Source organism: Zestomonas carbonaria, assembly GCF_904061905.1.
In the GTDB taxonomy this organism is placed as follows: domain Bacteria; phylum Pseudomonadota; class Gammaproteobacteria; order Pseudomonadales; family Pseudomonadaceae; genus Aquipseudomonas; species Aquipseudomonas carbonaria.
This window is the reverse complement of the sequence record NZ_CAJFCI010000071.1, coordinates 23,643-40,171: the sequence shown is the minus strand read 5'-3', so window position 1 is coordinate 40,171 and position 16,529 is coordinate 23,643. Positions and strand designations below refer to the sequence as shown.

General features: G+C 66.3%; 17 protein-coding genes. 7 read left to right on the top strand and 10 right to left on the bottom strand.

Translation table 11 applies throughout. The features are described from left to right. Positions 1 to 149: 149 nt before the first annotated feature. The 4 genes from PSEWESI4_RS17015 (at position 150) to PSEWESI4_RS17000 (ending at position 5,437) form a co-directional block, all read left to right on the top strand. Positions 150 to 2,747 (top strand): glycosyltransferase, encoded by a 2,598-nt coding sequence (locus PSEWESI4_RS17015; protein ID WP_187672403.1) that lies wholly within the window; start codon positions 150 to 152, stop codon positions 2,745 to 2,747. 282 nt (positions 2,748 to 3,029) lie between these two features. After that, entirely contained in the window at positions 3,030 to 4,169 is a 1,140-nt protein-coding gene (dapE, locus tag PSEWESI4_RS17010) for a succinyl-diaminopimelate desuccinylase (RefSeq protein WP_187672402.1), read from the top strand. Next, the gene (locus tag PSEWESI4_RS17005) at positions 4,169 to 4,972 is read left to right on the top strand and encodes a putative RNA methyltransferase (protein WP_187672401.1); all 804 of its coding nucleotides are present in this window, start codon (positions 4,169 to 4,171) and stop codon (positions 4,970 to 4,972) included. The genes dapE and PSEWESI4_RS17005 overlap by 1 nt, the downstream gene beginning before the upstream one ends. Before the next feature lie 81 nt (positions 4,973 to 5,053). Beyond that, complete coding sequence (locus PSEWESI4_RS17000) at positions 5,054 to 5,437, top strand: hypothetical protein (protein ID WP_187672400.1); 384 nt, start codon at positions 5,054 to 5,056, stop codon at positions 5,435 to 5,437. Positions 5,438 to 5,546: 109 nt separating this feature from the next. Here the strand turns inward: PSEWESI4_RS17000 and PSEWESI4_RS16995 are convergent, their stop codons facing one another. From PSEWESI4_RS16995 to PSEWESI4_RS16970, 6 genes are all read right to left on the bottom strand, one after another. Further along, a complete protein-coding gene (locus PSEWESI4_RS16995; protein ID WP_187672399.1) occupies positions 5,547 to 5,756 on the bottom strand; it encodes a cold shock domain-containing protein in 210 nt (69 codons plus the stop codon). A gap of 207 nt (positions 5,757 to 5,963) precedes the next feature. Next, on the bottom strand, positions 5,964 to 6,938 hold the full coding sequence (locus tag PSEWESI4_RS16990; protein ID WP_187672398.1) for a DUF4340 domain-containing protein: 975 nt from the start codon (positions 6,936 to 6,938) through the stop codon (positions 5,964 to 5,966). Positions 6,939 to 6,952: 14 nt separating this feature from the next. After that, positions 6,953 to 8,791: a Gldg family protein gene (locus tag PSEWESI4_RS16985; protein ID WP_187672397.1), complete on the bottom strand. Its 1,839-nt coding sequence runs from the start codon at positions 8,789 to 8,791 to the stop codon at positions 6,953 to 6,955. Between the two features lie 10 nt (positions 8,792 to 8,801). Further along, a complete protein-coding gene (locus tag PSEWESI4_RS16980) occupies positions 8,802 to 9,533 on the bottom strand; it encodes an ABC transporter permease subunit (RefSeq protein ID WP_187672396.1) in 732 nt (243 codons plus the stop codon). Further along, positions 9,530 to 10,453, bottom strand: coding sequence for an ABC transporter ATP-binding protein (locus PSEWESI4_RS16975; protein ID WP_187672395.1), 924 nt, complete (start codon positions 10,451 to 10,453; stop codon positions 9,530 to 9,532). The genes PSEWESI4_RS16980 and PSEWESI4_RS16975 overlap by 4 nt, the downstream gene beginning before the upstream one ends. Before the next feature lie 282 nt (positions 10,454 to 10,735). Then, entirely contained in the window at positions 10,736 to 11,173 is a 438-nt protein-coding gene (locus PSEWESI4_RS16970; RefSeq protein WP_187672394.1) for an HIT family protein, read from the bottom strand. Between the two features lie 115 nt (positions 11,174 to 11,288). Here PSEWESI4_RS16970 and PSEWESI4_RS16965 point away from each other — a divergent pair, with 115 nt between their 5' ends. Further along, the gene (locus tag PSEWESI4_RS16965; RefSeq protein ID WP_187672393.1) at positions 11,289 to 11,993 is read left to right on the top strand and encodes a glutathione S-transferase N-terminal domain-containing protein; all 705 of its coding nucleotides are present in this window, start codon (positions 11,289 to 11,291) and stop codon (positions 11,991 to 11,993) included. Between the two features lie 60 nt (positions 11,994 to 12,053). On the opposite strand, the gene PSEWESI4_RS16960 is transcribed toward PSEWESI4_RS16965, so the two are convergent. Further along, positions 12,054 to 12,893, bottom strand: a complete 840-nt coding sequence (locus tag PSEWESI4_RS16960; protein WP_187672392.1) for a CvfB family protein — start codon at positions 12,891 to 12,893, stop codon at positions 12,054 to 12,056. 121 nt (positions 12,894 to 13,014) lie between these two features. Between PSEWESI4_RS16960 and PSEWESI4_RS16955 the strand changes: the two genes are divergently transcribed. Further along, positions 13,015 to 13,263: a VF530 family protein gene (locus tag PSEWESI4_RS16955; RefSeq protein WP_187672391.1), complete on the top strand. Its 249-nt coding sequence runs from the start codon at positions 13,015 to 13,017 to the stop codon at positions 13,261 to 13,263. A gap of 115 nt (positions 13,264 to 13,378) precedes the next feature. Here the strand turns inward: PSEWESI4_RS16955 and PSEWESI4_RS16950 are convergent, their stop codons facing one another. After that, positions 13,379 to 14,131, bottom strand: a complete 753-nt coding sequence (locus PSEWESI4_RS16950; RefSeq protein WP_187672390.1) for a Mut7-C RNAse domain-containing protein — start codon at positions 14,129 to 14,131, stop codon at positions 13,379 to 13,381. 116 nt (positions 14,132 to 14,247) lie between these two features. On the opposite strand from PSEWESI4_RS16950, the gene PSEWESI4_RS16945 reads away from it, so the two are divergent. Beyond that, on the top strand, positions 14,248 to 15,000 hold the full coding sequence (locus PSEWESI4_RS16945; RefSeq protein WP_187672389.1) for a TIGR01458 family HAD-type hydrolase: 753 nt from the start codon (positions 14,248 to 14,250) through the stop codon (positions 14,998 to 15,000). Positions 15,001 to 15,113: 113 nt separating this feature from the next. Here PSEWESI4_RS16945 and PSEWESI4_RS16940 read toward each other — a convergent pair whose 3' ends face one another. After that, positions 15,114 to 15,644 (bottom strand): DUF3087 domain-containing protein, encoded by a 531-nt coding sequence (locus tag PSEWESI4_RS16940; protein ID WP_187672388.1) that lies wholly within the window; start codon positions 15,642 to 15,644, stop codon positions 15,114 to 15,116. Positions 15,645 to 15,717: 73 nt separating this feature from the next. Then, positions 15,718 to 16,476: a class I SAM-dependent methyltransferase gene (locus PSEWESI4_RS16935; RefSeq protein WP_187672387.1), complete on the bottom strand. Its 759-nt coding sequence runs from the start codon at positions 16,474 to 16,476 to the stop codon at positions 15,718 to 15,720. Positions 16,477 to 16,529: the final 53 nt, after the last annotated feature.

Genomic DNA, 16,529 nt, shown 5'->3' with positions numbered 1-16,529 from the left:
TCAACACCAACGAACCGAACTTCCACGCCCCGCCGCTGACCAAAACCCTGGACCTGTACAGTCATCGGGGGCAGGAGTAGCATGCTGCGCCGTCCAGCCGCCGCTGGCACCTCTCTCCCTCCGCTGCACGCATCGAACTCCGAGCCCCCATGCCCTCGCGTAAATTCGGACTCAATCTCGTGGTATTCGTGGCGGTCGCCGCGCTGTTCACCGGCCTCTGGGCCCTGGTCAACCGCCCGGTCAGCGCCCCCGACTGGCCCGAACAGATTTCCGGCTTCTCCTTCTCGCCGTTCCGCCTCGACCAGAACCCGCAGGAGAACCAGTACCCCAGCGACGAGCAGATCCTCGCGGACCTGGAACTGGTCAGCCGGCAGACCGACAACATCCGCACCTACTCGGTGGAAAACAGCCTGGCCGACATCCCGCGCCTGGCCGAGGAGTTCGGCCTGCGCGTGACCCTGGGCATCTGGATCAGCCCGGACGAGGAGCGCAACGAGCGCGAGATCGCCAAGGCCATAGAGATCGCCAATACCACCCGCAGCGTGGTGCGCGTGGTGGTCGGCAACGAGGCGCTGTTCCGCCGCGAGATAACCGTCGAGAAACTGATCCAGTACCTCGACCGGGTGCGCGACGCCGTCAAGGTGCCGGTCACCACCTCCGAGCAGTGGCACATCTGGCAGGAATACCCGGAACTGGCCCAGCACGTCGACCTGATCGCCGCCCACGTGCTGCCCTACTGGGAGTTCGTACCGATGGAAGCCGCCACCCAGTTCGTCCTCGACCGCGCCCGCGACCTGCGCAAGCAGTTCCCCAAGAAGCCGCTGCTGCTCTCCGAGGTCGGCTGGCCGAGCAACGGGCGCATGCGCGGCGGCGCCGATGCCTCCCAGGCCGACCAGGCCATCTACCTGCGCACCCTGCTGCACGAGCTGAACGCCAAGGGCTACAGCTACTTCGTCATCGAAGCCTTCGACCAGCCCTGGAAAGCCTCCGAGGAAGGTTCGGTGGGCGCCTACTGGGGCGTCTACGACGCCGAGCGCCAGCAGAAGTTCGCCTTCGAGGGGCCGGTGGTGGCGATCCCGCAATGGCGCGTGCTGGCGGTGCTGTCGGTAGTCCTCGGCCTGCTCGCCCTGACCCTGCTGATGATCGATGGCAGCTCGCTGCGCCAGCGCGGCCGCACCTTCCTGACCTTCGTCGCCTTCGCCGGCGGCTCGGCGCTGGTGTGGATCGCCTACGACTACAGCCAGCAGTACAGCACCTGGTTCAGCCTGACCGTCGGCGCGCTGCTCGGCGTCGGTGCCCTCGGCGTGTTCATCGTGCTGCTCACCGAGGCCCACGAGCTGGCCGAGACAGCCTGGGTGCGCAATCGCCGCCGGCCGTTCCAGCCAGTGCTGGCCGACCAGGCGTACCGGCCCAAGGTGTCGATCCACGTGCCCTGCTACAACGAGCCGCCGGAGATGGTGAAGCAGACCCTCGACGCCCTGGCCAACCTGGATTACCCGGACTACGAAGTCCTGATCATCGACAACAACACCAAGGACCCGGCGGTCTGGGAACCGGTGCGCGAGTACTGCGAACAGCTCGGGCCGCGCTTCCGGTTCTTCCACGTCGCCCCGCTGGCCGGCTTCAAGGGCGGCGCGCTGAACTACATCCTGCCGCACACCGCGCCGGACGCCGAAGTGGTGGCGGTGATCGACTCCGACTACTGCGTCGACCGCAACTGGCTGAAATACATGGTGCCGCACTTCGCCGATCCGAAGATCGCCGTGGTGCAGTCGCCGCAGGACTACCGCGACGGCGACGAGAACACCTTCAAGAAGCTCTGCTACGCCGAGTACAAGGGCTTCTTCCACATCGGCATGGTGACCCGCAACGACCGCAACGCGATCATCCAGCACGGCACCATGACCATGATCCGCCGCAGCGTGATGGACGAACTCAAGTGGGCCGACTGGACCATCTGCGAGGACGCCGAACTGGGCCTGCGGGTGTTCGAGAAGGGCTACGCCGCCGCCTACGCCCACCACAGCTTCGGCCGTGGGCTGATGCCGGATACCTTCATCGACTACAAGAAGCAGCGCTTCCGCTGGGCCTACGGCGCCATCCAGATCATGAAGGGCCACGCGCGCAGCCTGTTCCTCGGCAAGGGCTCCGAGCTCAAGCCCGGCCAGCGCTACCACTTCATCGCCGGCTGGCTGCCGTGGATCGCCGACGGCCTGAACATCTTCTTCACCCTCGGCGCGCTGCTCTGGTCGGCGGCGATGATCATCGTGCCGCAGCGGGTCGACCCGCCGCTGCTGATCTTCGCCATCCCGCCGCTGGCGCTGTTCTTCTTCAAGTTCGGCAAGATCATGTTCCTCTACCAGCGGGCGGTCGGCGTCGACCTCAAGCGCTCGTTCCAGGCGGCGGTGGCCGGTCTCGCGCTGTCGCACACCATCGCCAAGGCGGTGCTGTACGGCACGTTCACCAAGACCATCCCATTCTTCCGCACACCGAAGATGGCCAACAACCACGGCCTGCTGATGGCCCTGGCGGAAGCCCGCGAGGAAGTGTTCATCATGCTCCTGCTATGGGGCGCGGCACTGGGTATCGGCCTGGTCCAGGGCCTCCCCAGCGCCGACGTGAAGTTCTGGGTGGGCATGCTGCTGGTGCAATCGCTGCCCTACCTGGCCGCACTGATCATGGCGCTGCTGTCGTCGCTGCCCAAGCCAGTGGAAGCCCCCGAGGGCGACGAGGTGCCGGTGGGCTGACGGGTGGAGGCTGGACAGCCACCTTCTACGTCAACCTTTTTTCGCGGCCATGGACCGCTCCTACGACGGAGTCCTGTTGTAGGAGCGCGCCATGCGCGCGATACCCGGCAACGCCAAAGCATCGCCAGCAAGCTGGCTCCTACAAAAGCAGACGAGGAGCCTGGAAGGCACCCGTAAAATTCCACACTGCTCGTTCGTCCAGCCTTCAGCTTCCAGCGCTCTTACCGGCCTTTTTCCTTTAAGATTGGCCGCCCTTCGATCTGCTTTTTCGGAAAAACCGTCATGCCCACCCTCTCCCCCACCCTCGAGCTCGCCTGCGACCTTATCCGCCGCCCGTCCGTGACCCCGCTGGACGAAGGCTGCCAGGAGCTGATGATGCGCCGCCTGGCTGCGCTGGGCTTCCGTGTCGAGCCGATGCGTATCGAGGAAGTGGACAACTTCTGGGCGATCCGTGGTGGCGAAGGCCCGGTGCTGTGCTTCGCCGGCCACACCGACGTGGTGCCCACCGGCCCCCATTCGGCCTGGCAGCACCAGCCGTTCGAGGCGCAGATCGACGACCAGGGCATGCTCTGCGGACGCGGCGCGGCGGACATGAAAGGCAGCCTGGCGGCGATGATCATCGCCGTCGAGCGCTTCGTCGCCAAGCACCCCGACCACAAGGGCGCCATCGCCTTCCTGATCACCAGCGACGAGGAAGGACCGGCCCAGCACGGCACCAAGGCGGTGGTCGAACGCCTGCGCGCGCGCGGCGAGCGACTGGACTGGTGCATCGTCGGCGAACCGTCGAGCACCACGCTGCTCGGCGACATCGTCAAGAACGGCCGCCGCGGCTCGCTCGGCTGCACCCTCATCGTGCGCGGCAAACAGGGCCACGTGGCCTACCCGCACCTGGCCAGGAACCCCATCCACCTGGCGGCCCCGGCGCTGGCCGAACTGGCCGCCGAGCACTGGGACGAGGGCAACGCCTTCTTCCCGCCGACCAGCTTCCAGATCTCCAACCTCAACGCCGGCACCGGCGCGACCAACGTGATCCCCGGCGAACTGGTGGCGGTGTTCAACTTCCGCTTCTCCACCGAGTCGACGGTCGAAGGCCTGAAGCAACGGGTCGCGACGATCCTCGACAAGCACGGCCTGGATTACGAGCTGAACTGGGCGCTGTCCGGCCTGCCGTTCCTCACCGAACCGGGCGAACTGCTCGACGCGGTGGCCGCCAGCATCCGCTCGGTCACCGGGCGCGAAACCACGCCCTCGACCTCCGGCGGCACCTCGGACGGCCGCTTCATCGCCACACTGGGGACGCAAGTCGTGGAGCTGGGGCCGGTCAACGCCACCATCCACCAGGTCGACGAACGCGTGCTGGCCAGCGACCTCGACCTGCTGACCGACATCTACCAGCAGACCCTGGAAAGGCTGCTCGCCTGATGCTCATCTGCCCGCTCTGCCAGCAGCCGCTGAGCCCACTCGACAACGGCGTCGGCTGCCCGGCCAACCACCGCTTCGACCGCGCCCGCCAGGGCTACCTCAACCTGCTGCCGGTGCAGCACAAGAAGAGCCGCGACCCAGGCGACAACCAGGCAATGGTCGAGGCTCGGCGGCGTTTCCTCGACGCCGGCCACTACGCGCCGATCGCCCGGCGGCTGGCCGAACTGGCCGCCGAACGGGCGCCGCGCAACTGGCTGGATATCGGCTGTGGCGAGGGCTACTACACCGCGCGGATCGCCGAAGCGCTGCCCGGGGCCGACGGCTATGCCCTGGACATCTCCCGCGAGGCGGTCAAGCGCGCCTGCAAGCGTGCGCCACAACTGACCTGGCTGGTGGCGAGCATGGCGCGCATCCCGCTGGCCGACGCCAGTTGCCAGTTTCTGGCCAGCGTGTTCAGCCCGCTGGACTGGACCGAGGCCGTGCGCCTGCTGCCGGCCGGCGGCGGCGTGCTGCGTGTCGGCCCCACCCGCGAGCACCTGATCGAACTGCGCGAACGGCTCTACGACGAGGTGCGCGACTACGATGACGAAAAACACCTGGCGCAGTTGCCGGCCGGCGTGGAACTGGCCCACAGCGAGACACTGAGCTTCAAGCTGCGATTGGACGATCCCACCGCCCGCGCCGACCTGCTGGCGATGACCCCGCACGGCTGGCGGGCCAGCGCCGAACGCCGCGCGGCGGTGATCGAGCGGCCATTAGAGGTCAGCGTGGCGGTACGCTACGATTGGTTGCAACTCGGCTGACGGAGCCTGTGGGTTCGCCCCCCTTTCTGGCCCCCGCCTTCGCGGGGATGACACTTCCAATCCCGTGACAGGAACCCTGCCATGCGCCAACCGGATATCGAGATCTACCTCAAGGACGCCGACCGCGATGCGGTTATCCGCTGGCTCAGCCAGACCCTTGGCCCCTGCACGGAGTGGCGCCAGAAGGGCCAGACCTTCAAGTGCGAGATCGACAGCGCCGCCGGCCCCATTCCGCTGACCTGGCTGCCGAAGGCGGTGGGTAGCTGGAACAGTCTCTACCTGGACAGCCCCAACACGCCCTGGGCCGACGACCTGGCCTGCGCCCACGCGGCGTTCGCCGCCCTCGGCGTGGAGATACGCTGCGCGCCCGGCGGTTGGCAGGAAGAGGAAGGCGAGGACGAGGCCGACCGCTGGATCAGGGTCAGCGCGGCCGGCGAGGAAGAGATCGTCTGGCGTACCGGTTGATACGCACAGACAGAGGCACTCTATCGGTGGGCTTCAGCCCACCGCGCGGATTCCGGGACGGAAAAACAAAAGGCCCGCCATCGCTGACGGGCCTTCTGCTCGCAGGACCTCAGGCCCGTGCGACGTCTTCCGCCTGCGGACCTTTCTGGCCATCAATCACGGAGAACTCGACACGCTCGCCTTCGCTCAGGGTCCGGTGGCCTTCGCCACGGATAGCCCGGTAGTGAACGAATACGTCGGCGCCGCTCTCCCGTTGAATGAAGCCATAGCCCTTGGCGTCATTGAACCATTTGACGGTCCCAATCTCACGATCAGCCATTACAACTCTCTCCAACTCGCATTTTATTATTGCCTCTTTCGAGGTATCGACGGCTCGGTAAAACGCTTAACCGACTTCAGCACGTACTGATAATCGCGCAACGTTATTAAGAACCAGCGAGTCCGGAGTGTATAAAGCAAGCACGAAAGTGCAAAGGACTTTTTCCGAAAAGCCTGCAATAGCCGTCATCTGTGCCTTTACAAGTGTTCATTTCTTTGCCAGCACTTCCTTGAGTGCCGTGCCCAGGGCCCGGTACTGGTGCTGCTCGACGCGATAGGCCCAGTCGGCCTTGCCCGGCAGGACCTCGTCGGCGAGCTTGTCGCGCTCGGCCAGGGTCAGCCAGTACTGTTCGCCCTGCTCGTACAACGCTCCCCTCAGGCTGCCGCCATCGAAAGTGCGCAACTCATAGCGCAGCGCAGCCGGTTCCTTGAACTTCACCTGGTCCAGCGGTGCCGCATCGGCGAAGTCCAGGCGGCCGAACAGCGTGGCCATGCCGTTGGCCGCCGCCTCGTAGGGCGGTTTCTTGCCGGCCGGCAGTTGCTTGACCTGGAAGTTGGGCTCCTCGGCCTTGTCGCGGTAGACCGTCAGGGTCTCGCCATTGGCGTAGCGCACCTCGACCTGCTGGACGCTCTCGAAGGGAATGGCAGCGACCCGGCGGTCCAGCCATTGCAGCTCGTCCAGCGGCAGATCGATCGACTTGTCGATCAACCACGCCTGGTTGTCGTCCGCCAGCCGCACGAACTGACCGCTCCCCTGCTGCGCCGGCTTGCCGACCAGCACGGTGAGCAACTGGTTGCCGGGCAGTTCGAGCTTGACGCGAGTGGCCTGTTGCTCGCCCTGTTCGGCCAGGCCCAACTGCCCGTGCAACTGCGGGTTGCTGGTCTTGGCCTCGACCTTGCGCGCCTCCACCAGGGCGCGCAGCAGCGAACCGACGGCGCCGGGCTCCGCCGGGTAGTCGGCCTTGGCCGGCATCACCCAGGTCTGCTCCTTGCGCGCCAGGCGCACCAGCGGCTGGCCGGGACCCGCCACCTCGATGCCGGCCACCTCGGCGACCCGCCCCTGCAAGGCCGGCAGCAACGGCTCGCGCTCGGTGCTCACCGGTGCCGGACGCTGCAGCCAGAAATAGGCACCGCCCAGAACCAGGATCAGCAGCGCCAGCAACGACAGCGATTTGCGTCCCATCAATCGATCCTCCCTCAGGCACTACGACGTCGGCGCCACATCCCCAGGGCGAGCGCGCCCAGGGTCAGCAACAGCGGCACCAACACGATATTGGCGAGTTTCAGGGTGCGCCCCAGCGCTTCGATGTCGGCATTGAGCTGGTAGCGCACTTCGCGCAGTTCCTTGCGCAGCTTGACCCGCTCGAGGATGAACTGCTGCACGGCGGCCTGCTGTTCGGGAGTCAGCTCCTGCACCTTGCTCGGGTCCTGCTGCTGTTGCAGCTCGGCGAGCTTCTGCTCGGTCTCGCTCAGGCGGGCTTGCAGGGCTTCTTCCTTCTCGCGGAACTGCACCTCGGCATCGCGCTGGATCGCCTCGACCACGGTGAACGGGCGGCTGAAGCGGCCGCGCGAACGCACGCTGATCAGCGCGTCGGAGCCGGACAGGTTGTCCAGGGCGTTGATCGCGAAGCTGCCGTTGTCGGCCCAGGGCTGCGGGATGCGCTGGCCGAACAGCTCCTGCACCTGCACCCACATGCGGTCGGTGAGCATGTCGGTGTCGGCGACCACGATCACGTTGATGTTGTCCGCTTCCTTGAGGCCGTCCTTGTGGCCTTCGATGCCGTCGGGGAAAGCGCTCCGGGCCGGTCCGCTGATGCGCGCGGCGGCGGCGTAGCGTTCACCGGTGGGTTGCAGCTCGCGCATCAGCGGCTCGGGGTTCTGCAACACGGCGAAGCGCGAGGCGTCGAACGGCATGGCGTACTCGGAGCTCTGGATCAGCGGGACGAAGGTGGTCTTCGCCCCTTCCACCTGCTCGAGGATGCCGGCGGTGGCCAGGGTGATGTTCTCCAGGCCGGCGGTGCTCACGTCGCTCTGGTCGATGGCGTTCCTCGGCAGGTTCAGCCAGGCGACGTGGCGCACCGGACGCTGGCCCTGGCCGGTGCTCACCGCCATGGCATAGGAACCGTCGCCGAGCACCTTGCCCGGCACCAGGCGCAGGCCCCAGGCCTTGAACAGCGGTTCGAGGTCGGAAGCCTTGTCGGCGCCGCCCATCTCGCCCGGCATCGGCATGCTGTGGTCGGCCTCGCTGAGCGGGTCGACGAAGGTCAGCAGCTTGCCGCCACGCAGGACGAACTGGTCGATGGCGTACAGGGTCTGTTCCGGCAGGTTCTTCGGGTGCACCAGCAGCAGCACGGAGACCTTGTCGGGAATCCGGTCGACGTTGGCTTGCAGGCTCTCGACCTTGAACTGCTGGCGCAGGTCTTCCATCACCATCCACGGCGAGGTCGGCTGCTGGGTGGCCATGTCGAAGCCGCCATTGATCTGCAGGGTCGAGATCACCCCGACCACCGGCAGTTCCGGCTTGGCCAGGCTCTGCACCAGGCGGCTGATGTCGTATTCGAGGAACTCCTCGTGGTCGAGCGGGAAGAACGGGATCACCTGGGTGGTATCGACGCTGTTGGTGCCGGCCAGGCCGAAGTACACCTGGTCGCCGCTCTGGTTGAGCGGCACCGCCTGCAGGCCGAACTCGGCGGCGCGGTCCTCGTCCTCGGAGAACGGCTCGGGGTCGATGATCCGCAGCTTGATCTTGCCGTCCGCCTCGCGCGCATAGGCCTTGAGCATCTCCTCCACGCGCCTGGCGTAGTTGCGCAGTTGGACGATGTCCTTGGTGGCCTTGTCGGAGTAGAAGAAGTACAGGTTGATCGGCTCGTCCAGCTCGCCAAGGATCTTCCTGGTGCCGTCGGAGATGGTGTAGAGCTTCTGCTCGGTCAGGTCCAGGCGCGCATCGGTGAGCACCAGGCTGGAGAACATGTTGAACGCGAGAAACGCCAGGGCGATCAGAAGCAGCCCGGCGCTGGAATACATCAACTTCTTCATGCGGGCATCCTCAGTCGGCTTTCTTCAGGTCGACCACCACGGCGGTGGCGGCCAGCCAGGCGGCGATCAGGCTGATGAAATAGAGCAGGTCGCGCAGGTCGATCACGCCCTTGCTGATCGCGTCGAAGCGGGTCAGGAAGCTCAGCGAGGCCACGGCGTCGCTCAGCCACTGCGGCGCCCAGCCCAGGCCGTCGAGCACCATCGGGAAGCCGCTGACGATGAACAGGAAGCACATGCTCACCGCGAGGATGAAGGCGATCACCTGGTTCTTGGCCAGCGCCGACATGCACGAGCCGATCGCCAGGTAGGAGCCGGCCAGCAGCCAGCTACCGATGTAGCCGGTGACGATGGCGCCGTTGTCCGGCTCGCCCAGGTAGTTGACCGTGATCACCATCGGGAAGGTCAGCAGCAGGGCGATGCCGGCGAACACCCAGGCGGCGAGGAACTTGCCGAGCACCGCTTCGGCGCGGGTGATCGGCAGGGTCATCAGCAGCTCGATGGAGCCGGACTTGCGCTCCTCGGCCCACAGGCGCATGGCGATGGCCGGCACCAGGAACAGGTAGAGCCAGGGATGGAAGTTGAAGAACGGCGCCAGATCCGCCTGGTTGCTCTCGTAGAAACCGCCCAGGTAGAAGGTGAACACCCCGGACAGCACCAGGAAGATCAGGATGAACACATAGGCGAGCGGCGTGGCGAAGTAGCTCGCCAGCTCGCGCTTGAAGACCACCGGCAACTGCTTCATACCATCTCCCCCCGGGTCAGGCTGCGGAACACCTCGTCGAGGCGGCCGCGCTCCACGTTCAGCTCCTTCACCTTCCAGCCGCGCTCACCGATCAGCGCGCTGACCTGCGGGAAGATCACCTGGCCGGGCTGTGCCAGCACGGTCAGGCTGTGCTCCAGTTCGTTGACCTCCACGCCGGCGACACCGGGCAGTGCGCTCAGCGCGGCCTGGTCCAGCGCCTCGCTGCCGACCAGGGTCACCGCCTGGTGGTAGCGCGAGCGGCTTTCCAGCTCGAACGGCGTGCCGTCGGCCAGCAGGCGGCCGTGGGCGATCACCACCGCGCGGCTGCACACCGCGCTGACTTCTTCGAGGATGTGGGTGGAGATGATGACGATCTTGTCCTTGGCCAGACTCTGGATCAGCCCGCGCACCTGGTGCTTCTGGTTGGGATCGAGGCCGTCGGTGGGTTCGTCGAGGATCAGCACCTTGGGATCGTGGAGAATCGCCTGGGCCAGGCCGACGCGGCGCTTGAAGCCCTTGGACAGGGTTTCGATGGACTGGCCGAGGACGTTCTCCAGTTCCACCTGCTCGACCGCCCTGCCGACCCGCTGCCGCTTCTCGGCGCCCCGGAAACCGCGCACCTCGGCGATGAAGTCGAGGAAGCCACGGACCGTCATGTCGCCATAGCAGGGCGCGCCTTCCGGCAGGTAGCCGATCTGCCGCTGGGCCTTGAGGGTCTGGGTCTGGATGTCGAAACCGAGGATGCTGGCGGTACCGGAAGTCGGTGCCAGGAACCCGGTGAGCATCTTCATGGTGGTGGACTTGCCGGCGCCGTTCGGGCCGAGAAACCCCAGCACCTCCCCCTCCTGAACACGGAAGGACAGGTTGTCCACCGCGGTGTGCTGAGCGAAACGCTTCGTTAGATTTCTTATGTCGATCATGGTCTCTCACCATCCCGATGAAAAACCCATCTCGCCATCCGCGCGCACAGCAAGATGGGTCGCTGAAATGCCGGCGGACTATAAGGACTCCCCGTGCGGCTAGGCAAGACAGTGATTTTCAATAAAAGTTTCAGTCGGACGGGGCTTCGGCCGTCGCTGGCGAGTGTGTGGGGGTTCGGGTCTTCTGGGTCCCCGCGTTCGCGGGGATGACGGGAGAAGCGCCGGGCACTGGCCCACCCTCGTCGTCCTCGCGAACGCGGGGACCCAATACCCAACCTCACCTCACCCGTTGATCCGCCGCACCAGCCGCGCCTGCAGCTTCTCCAGCTCGACCGGATCGCCCTTGTTGGCGGCGTGGATGCCCAGCCCCTCGCCGGCGAAGCGCGGGACGATGTGCACGTGGATGTGGAACACCGTCTGTCCGGCCGGCGCGCCATTGAACTGCGCCACCTGGACCCCGTCCGGCTGCAACTCCTCGACGATCGCGCCGGTGAGCTTCTGCACCACCAGCATCATCTTGCACAGGTTGTCCGGGTCGATCTCCAGCAGGTTGCGCGCCTGGGCGTGCTTGGGGATCACCAGCGTGTGGCCGTAGGACTGCGGGAACAGATCGAGGAAGGCGAGCACGTCGTCGTCCTCGTACAGCTTGTAGCAGGGCGCGTCGCCCTTGATGATCTGGGCGAAGATGTTCTGCGGGTCGTAGGTGCCGTGCAGGCTCATGGGATTCTCCGTGTCCGGTTGACTGAGTGGGGCAAACCATACCGGCTTCCGGCACGGATGTCGCCGCCGGGCGGAGCGGCTATCCTGCTCCTTTCGTCAAATCCCTGGAGTCGTCATGCCGGATCTGTCCCGCTTCCCCATCACGCGCAAATGGCCCGCCACCCAGCCCGACCGCCTGCAACTCTACTCGCTGCCCACGCCCAACGGCGTCAAGGTATCGATCATGCTGGAAGAGATCGGCCTGCCCTACGAGCCGCACCTGGTCAGCTTCGAACGCAACGACCAGTTCTCCCCGGAATTCCTCTCCCTCAGCCCGAACAACAAGATCCCCGCCATCCTCGACCCCGATGGCCCGAATGGCGAGCCGCTGGCGCTGTTCGAGTCCGGCGCGATCCTCATCTACCTGGCGGAAAAGACCGGCCGGCTGCTGCCGAAGGACGCCGCCGCCCGCTACGAGACCATCCAGTGGCTGATGTTCCAGATGGGCGGCATCGGCCCGATGTTCGGCCAGCTCGGTTTCTTCCACAAGTTCGCCGGCCGGGACTACGAGGACAAACGCCCGCGCGACCGCTACGTCGACGAATCCAGGCGCCTGCTCGGCGTGCTCGACCAGCGCCTGCAAGACCGCCAGTGGATCATGGGCGACGAGTACGGCATCGCCGACATCGCCACCTTCCCGTGGGTGCGCAACCTGGTCGGTTTCTACGAGGCCGGCGAACTGGTGCAGTTCGAGCGCTTCGCCAACGTGCAGCGGGTGCTGGCGCAGTTCCTGGCGCGTCCGGCAGTGGAGCGCGGCCTGGGGATTCCCCGACGCGATTGATGGTCGTCGGCCCGTAGGGGGCGCCGCTTTCGTAGGAGCGAGCCGGAGATCGGACTCGGCCTAGGGCTTCAGCTCGATACGGTCATCGTGGATGACGATCAGCCCCTGCTTGAACAGCCCGCCGATCGCCTTCTTGAAATTGCCCTTGCTGACGCCGAAGCGGTGGCTGATCTCCGCCGGGTCGCTCTTGTCGCTGACGAACAGCACGCCATGGTTGTCGCGCAACTGCTGCAGGATGTTCTCGCCCAGCGCATCGGCCGCCTGCCGGCCGACCGGTTGCAGGCTCAGGCTGATCTTGCCGTCCGGGCGCACCTCGCGGATGTAGCCCTGGCCACGGAAGCCCAGGCGCAGCGGCTTGAACAGCTCGTTCTTGTGCACCAGCGCCCAGTGCTGGTTGTCGAGGATCACCTTGACTCCCATCGGCGAGCGCTCCGCGGCAAGGAACTCCACCGCCTGGCCGACCTTGTAGTGGTGCGGGGTCTTGTCCAGGTAGCGGTCCAGCCGAGCGGTGGCGACGATGCGCTTGGTGTGCTTGTCCAGGTAGACGTGCACCACGCAGTAATCGCCGACCTTGAGCTCACGCTTCTCCTCGGAGAACGGCAGCAGCAGGTCCTTGGGCAAGCCCCAGTCGAGGAAGATGCCGAAGTTGTTGATCTCCGCCACCTTGAGGCTGGCGAACTCGCCCACCTGCACCTTGGGTTGCTCGGTGGTGGCGATCAGGCGGTCGTCGCTGTCGAGGTAGACGAACACGTTGAGCCAGTCGTCGACCTCGCAGGGCACGTCCTTCGGCACGTAGCGATTGGGCAGGAGGATTTCGCCATCGGCCCCGCCATCCAGGTACAAGCCGAAATCGGCCTTCTTGACCACCTGCAAACTGTTGTAACGCCCCACCAGAGCCATATTCGTCCACCTCGTTGCGAGGTGGGGATTCTAGCCGATAACGCCCCCGGCCACGGCAGCAAACACGACGCGGGGCAGGCTTCTGGTCGATAATTGCCCGTCCATTGCCCGAGCCCTCCCGATGACCAGTCCCCCCCCGAAAGACCCGCTGCACGGTATCACCCTCAAGGCCATCGTCGAGGCCCTGGTCGCCCACTATGGCTGGGAGCGGCTGGGCCGGTTGATCCCGATCCGCTGCTTCCAGAGCGACCCGAGCGTCGAGTCGAGCCTGAAGTTCCTGCGCAAGACGCCATGGGCCCGGGAAAAGGTCGAAAGCCTGTACGTGGCGAAAGTCGCCCCGAAGCCCGCCGCCAAACCCGACCAGCACTGACGACCTCCGTAGGGCGAGTTGAGCACCACGATATCCTCGCCTCTCGCACTGCCTGAGGCATCGTCATCCCCGCGCACGCGGGGATCCAAAAACCTCACTCCCCCGCCGCCCCGGGCTAACCATCCCCCCGCTCCGCCAGCAACGGATCGAGCAAGGCGCGCATGCTGCGCCAGTGCGAGCCCTCCCAGAACACCCGCTGGCAGTCGTCGCAGGTGAGAAAGTGCTGGTACAGCACGCGTACCCTGGGCGGCAGCCGGTCGAGCACCGCCGCCTTGTCCACCTCGCGCAGCGGCACGTTGCAATGCAGACACAGGGTGAACGGCCGCGCGCTGCCGGCCAGGTCCAGCCGCTCGAACAACTCGCGCAACTGCAATGCCGGCTTCAGCGCACGCACATAGCAGCCGTGGGTGATGGTGCGGCGCTTGAGCAGTTCGCGGTCACGGGTCAGCACGATGCGCCCTTCATCGGCGCCCAGCGCGGCGATCCGCGCGTCGTCGAAGCCCGTCTCGTACAGCGTGTCGAACCCGGCCATGCGCAGCAGATGCGCCAGCCCGCCGAGGTGCACGTCGGCCACGAAGCGCGTCACCCGCAACGGCCGCTCGCGTACCCGCAGCAGCGAACTGATATCCAGCGCCTCGAACTTGGGATAGACGGCGACCCGGTCGCCATCCTCGATCAGCCGGTCGAAACCCACCGACTCGCCATTCACCAGCACCAGCTCCACCTCGGTATGCGGCACCCCGAGCGCCTCGATCATGTGCTTGGTGGTCGCCGCGCGAGCGCAGGCGCAGGTGAACGCCCGCCGCCGGCGTTCGGGCGGGAGGAAGTCGTTGAGCTCCTCGTAGAAGCGGAAGGTGGCGCTGACCATGTCCATCACTATAGATAGCGCTGCCCGACGTCCGGAAACCGGCCAGGAGGTGGCCGGCCCGGCCACTCTGTGCTATTGCCGAAAGAGTCCGGAACCCAGCGCGGGAGGGCGAAACCATGCTGCAAGCGGTACTGCTCGACATCAGCGGAGTGCTCCACGAGGACGGCCAGCCCCTGCCCGGCGCCGTGGCGGCGGTGCGCACGCTACAGGACAAGGGCTATCCCCTGCGCCTGCTCACCAACACCTCGCGCCAGGGCCGCTCGGCCATCCACCGGAAGCTGGCCGGGATGGGCTTCGAGGTGGGCGTCGAACAGATCTTCAGCGCGCCGCAGGCCGTGCTGCGCCATGTGCGGGAACGCATGCTGCGCCCCTATTGCCTGATCCACCCGGACCTCGAGGAAGAGTTCGCCGACCTGCTCGACCAGCCTGAGCCCGATGCCGTGGTGCTCGGCGATGCGGGGTCGCGCTTCGACTACCCCCACCTGGACCGCGCCTTCCAGTTGCTGGTCGAGGGCGCGCCGCTGATCTGCATGGGCGACAACCGCTACTTCCACAGCGCCGGCGCCCTGCACCTGGACGCCGGCCCCTTCGTGCGCGCCCTCGAATACGCGGCGGGCTGCACCGCGCGGGTGCTCGGCAAGCCCGACAAGGCGTTCTTCGCCGCCGCGCTGAACGATCTCGGCGTGGCTGCCGGCAACGCACTGATGATCGGCGACGACGTGGTGGCGGATGTCCGTGGCGCGCTGGACGCCGGTCTGCACGCCTGTCTGGTGCGCACCGGCAAGTATCGCCCGGGCGACGAGCAACAGGCGCCGGGAGCCTGGCTGGCGGCCGACCTGGCCGAAGCCGTCGCGCGGCATTGCCCGTAAGAACCGACTGTAGCCCGGATGAAATCCGGGGAAGCCGGTGACTTCGCGCCCTCACCCCAGCCCTCTCCCGGAGGGAGAGAGGGCCGTTCGTGCAGGCGGATGAAGTCCGGCGGCTACTTCTTCGCGAACCGCTTCACCGCCTCCAGCCAGGCCGGATCGAGCCTGTTCTGCTCGATATCCAGCCCCTGCGCCTCCATCGCCTCCCGGTGCTGGTCGATCTCCCGCACCATCTGGCTGAGGTCGGACAGGTTGCCGTCCAACTGATACATCTGGGTCACGCCCAGGTGGTAGAAACGCAGCAGCTTCATGGCGCTGGGATCGCCGACGGCGACCCCGGCCTTGACGTCATGCATGACGTTGGTGACGCGCATCAGGCTGCGCTTGAGCCGCCAGCCATAGACGGCGGGCGCCATCCACGCCTGCCGCCACAGGCTGATGCGCACCACGGCGACGGTGAGCACCAGGCCGGCCAGCACGCCGATCAGGTTCCAGCGGAAGTTGTCGCCGCCCGGCTCGCCGAACACCTGCACGCTGAACGTGGACGTGAGCATGGCCAGCACCACGAAGAGGCCGGCGACGATCAGCGTCGCGCGGCGCGTCTGCTGCCGGTAGGTCTCGGGGCTCATGGGTTGGATTTCGAACATGGGACTCCTTGGTGGTCGAATCGGTGCAATCATGCCGGCTGGCGAAGCCCCGTGGAAGCCGCCTCCGCCACGTTCAGGCGAAGCGCCGGGCCTCGAAACCGATCATGCCGCTGTCCTTGGTCGGCGCCTGGTCGGGCTGGTAGTCCGCAAAGACGCGGATGTCGCCGAAACCTTCCTGGCGGAGCAACAGCTCGAACTCCGCGACGCCCCACCAGCGCAGGCTGAAACGCTCCAGTTCGGCACTCACCAGTCGGCCCTGGCGCCAGTGCTCGTAGCGCAGGTAGCTGTGCCTGGTCTGGTTCACGAAGTCGGTCTCCAGCGGCTGTTCGGTCAGCGTCAGCCACTCGTCGTCGGACACCATCCAACTGCGGATGCCACCCTCGTTGCGGATCAGCGCGCCGCAGGGGTCCAGGTCGAGAATCAGCCGGCCGTCAGCCAGCAGGTGCTCGCGGAAACGACGCAACACGGCACGCGCCTGGGCGAAATCGGTGATCAGTTGGAAGGACCCGGCGGGCACGACTATCGCGGCAAAGCGCTGCTCGTAGGCGAAGCTTTCGAAACGCTGCCGGCTCAGCGACGGGCTCAGCCCCAGGTGCCGGGCATGCGCGTCACAACGCTCCAGCATCTCCTCCGAGGCATCGAAGCCCAGCACCTCCAGGCCCTCCTGCAACAGCGGGAGCAGCACCCGGCCGTTGCCCACCGCCGGTTCCAGGATCGGCCCACGGCAGTCGCGCAGCCGCTGCGCATAGAATTCGATGTCGCCGAACGAGCGGCCGATGGGCTTGTCCAGGTCGTAGACCCAGGAAGCCAGGGTTCCGTAGCGATTTTCCATGGAAGCACTCCTTGTTCCGAGCCGCCGTGCAGGCACGGCGGGAAATAGTTACT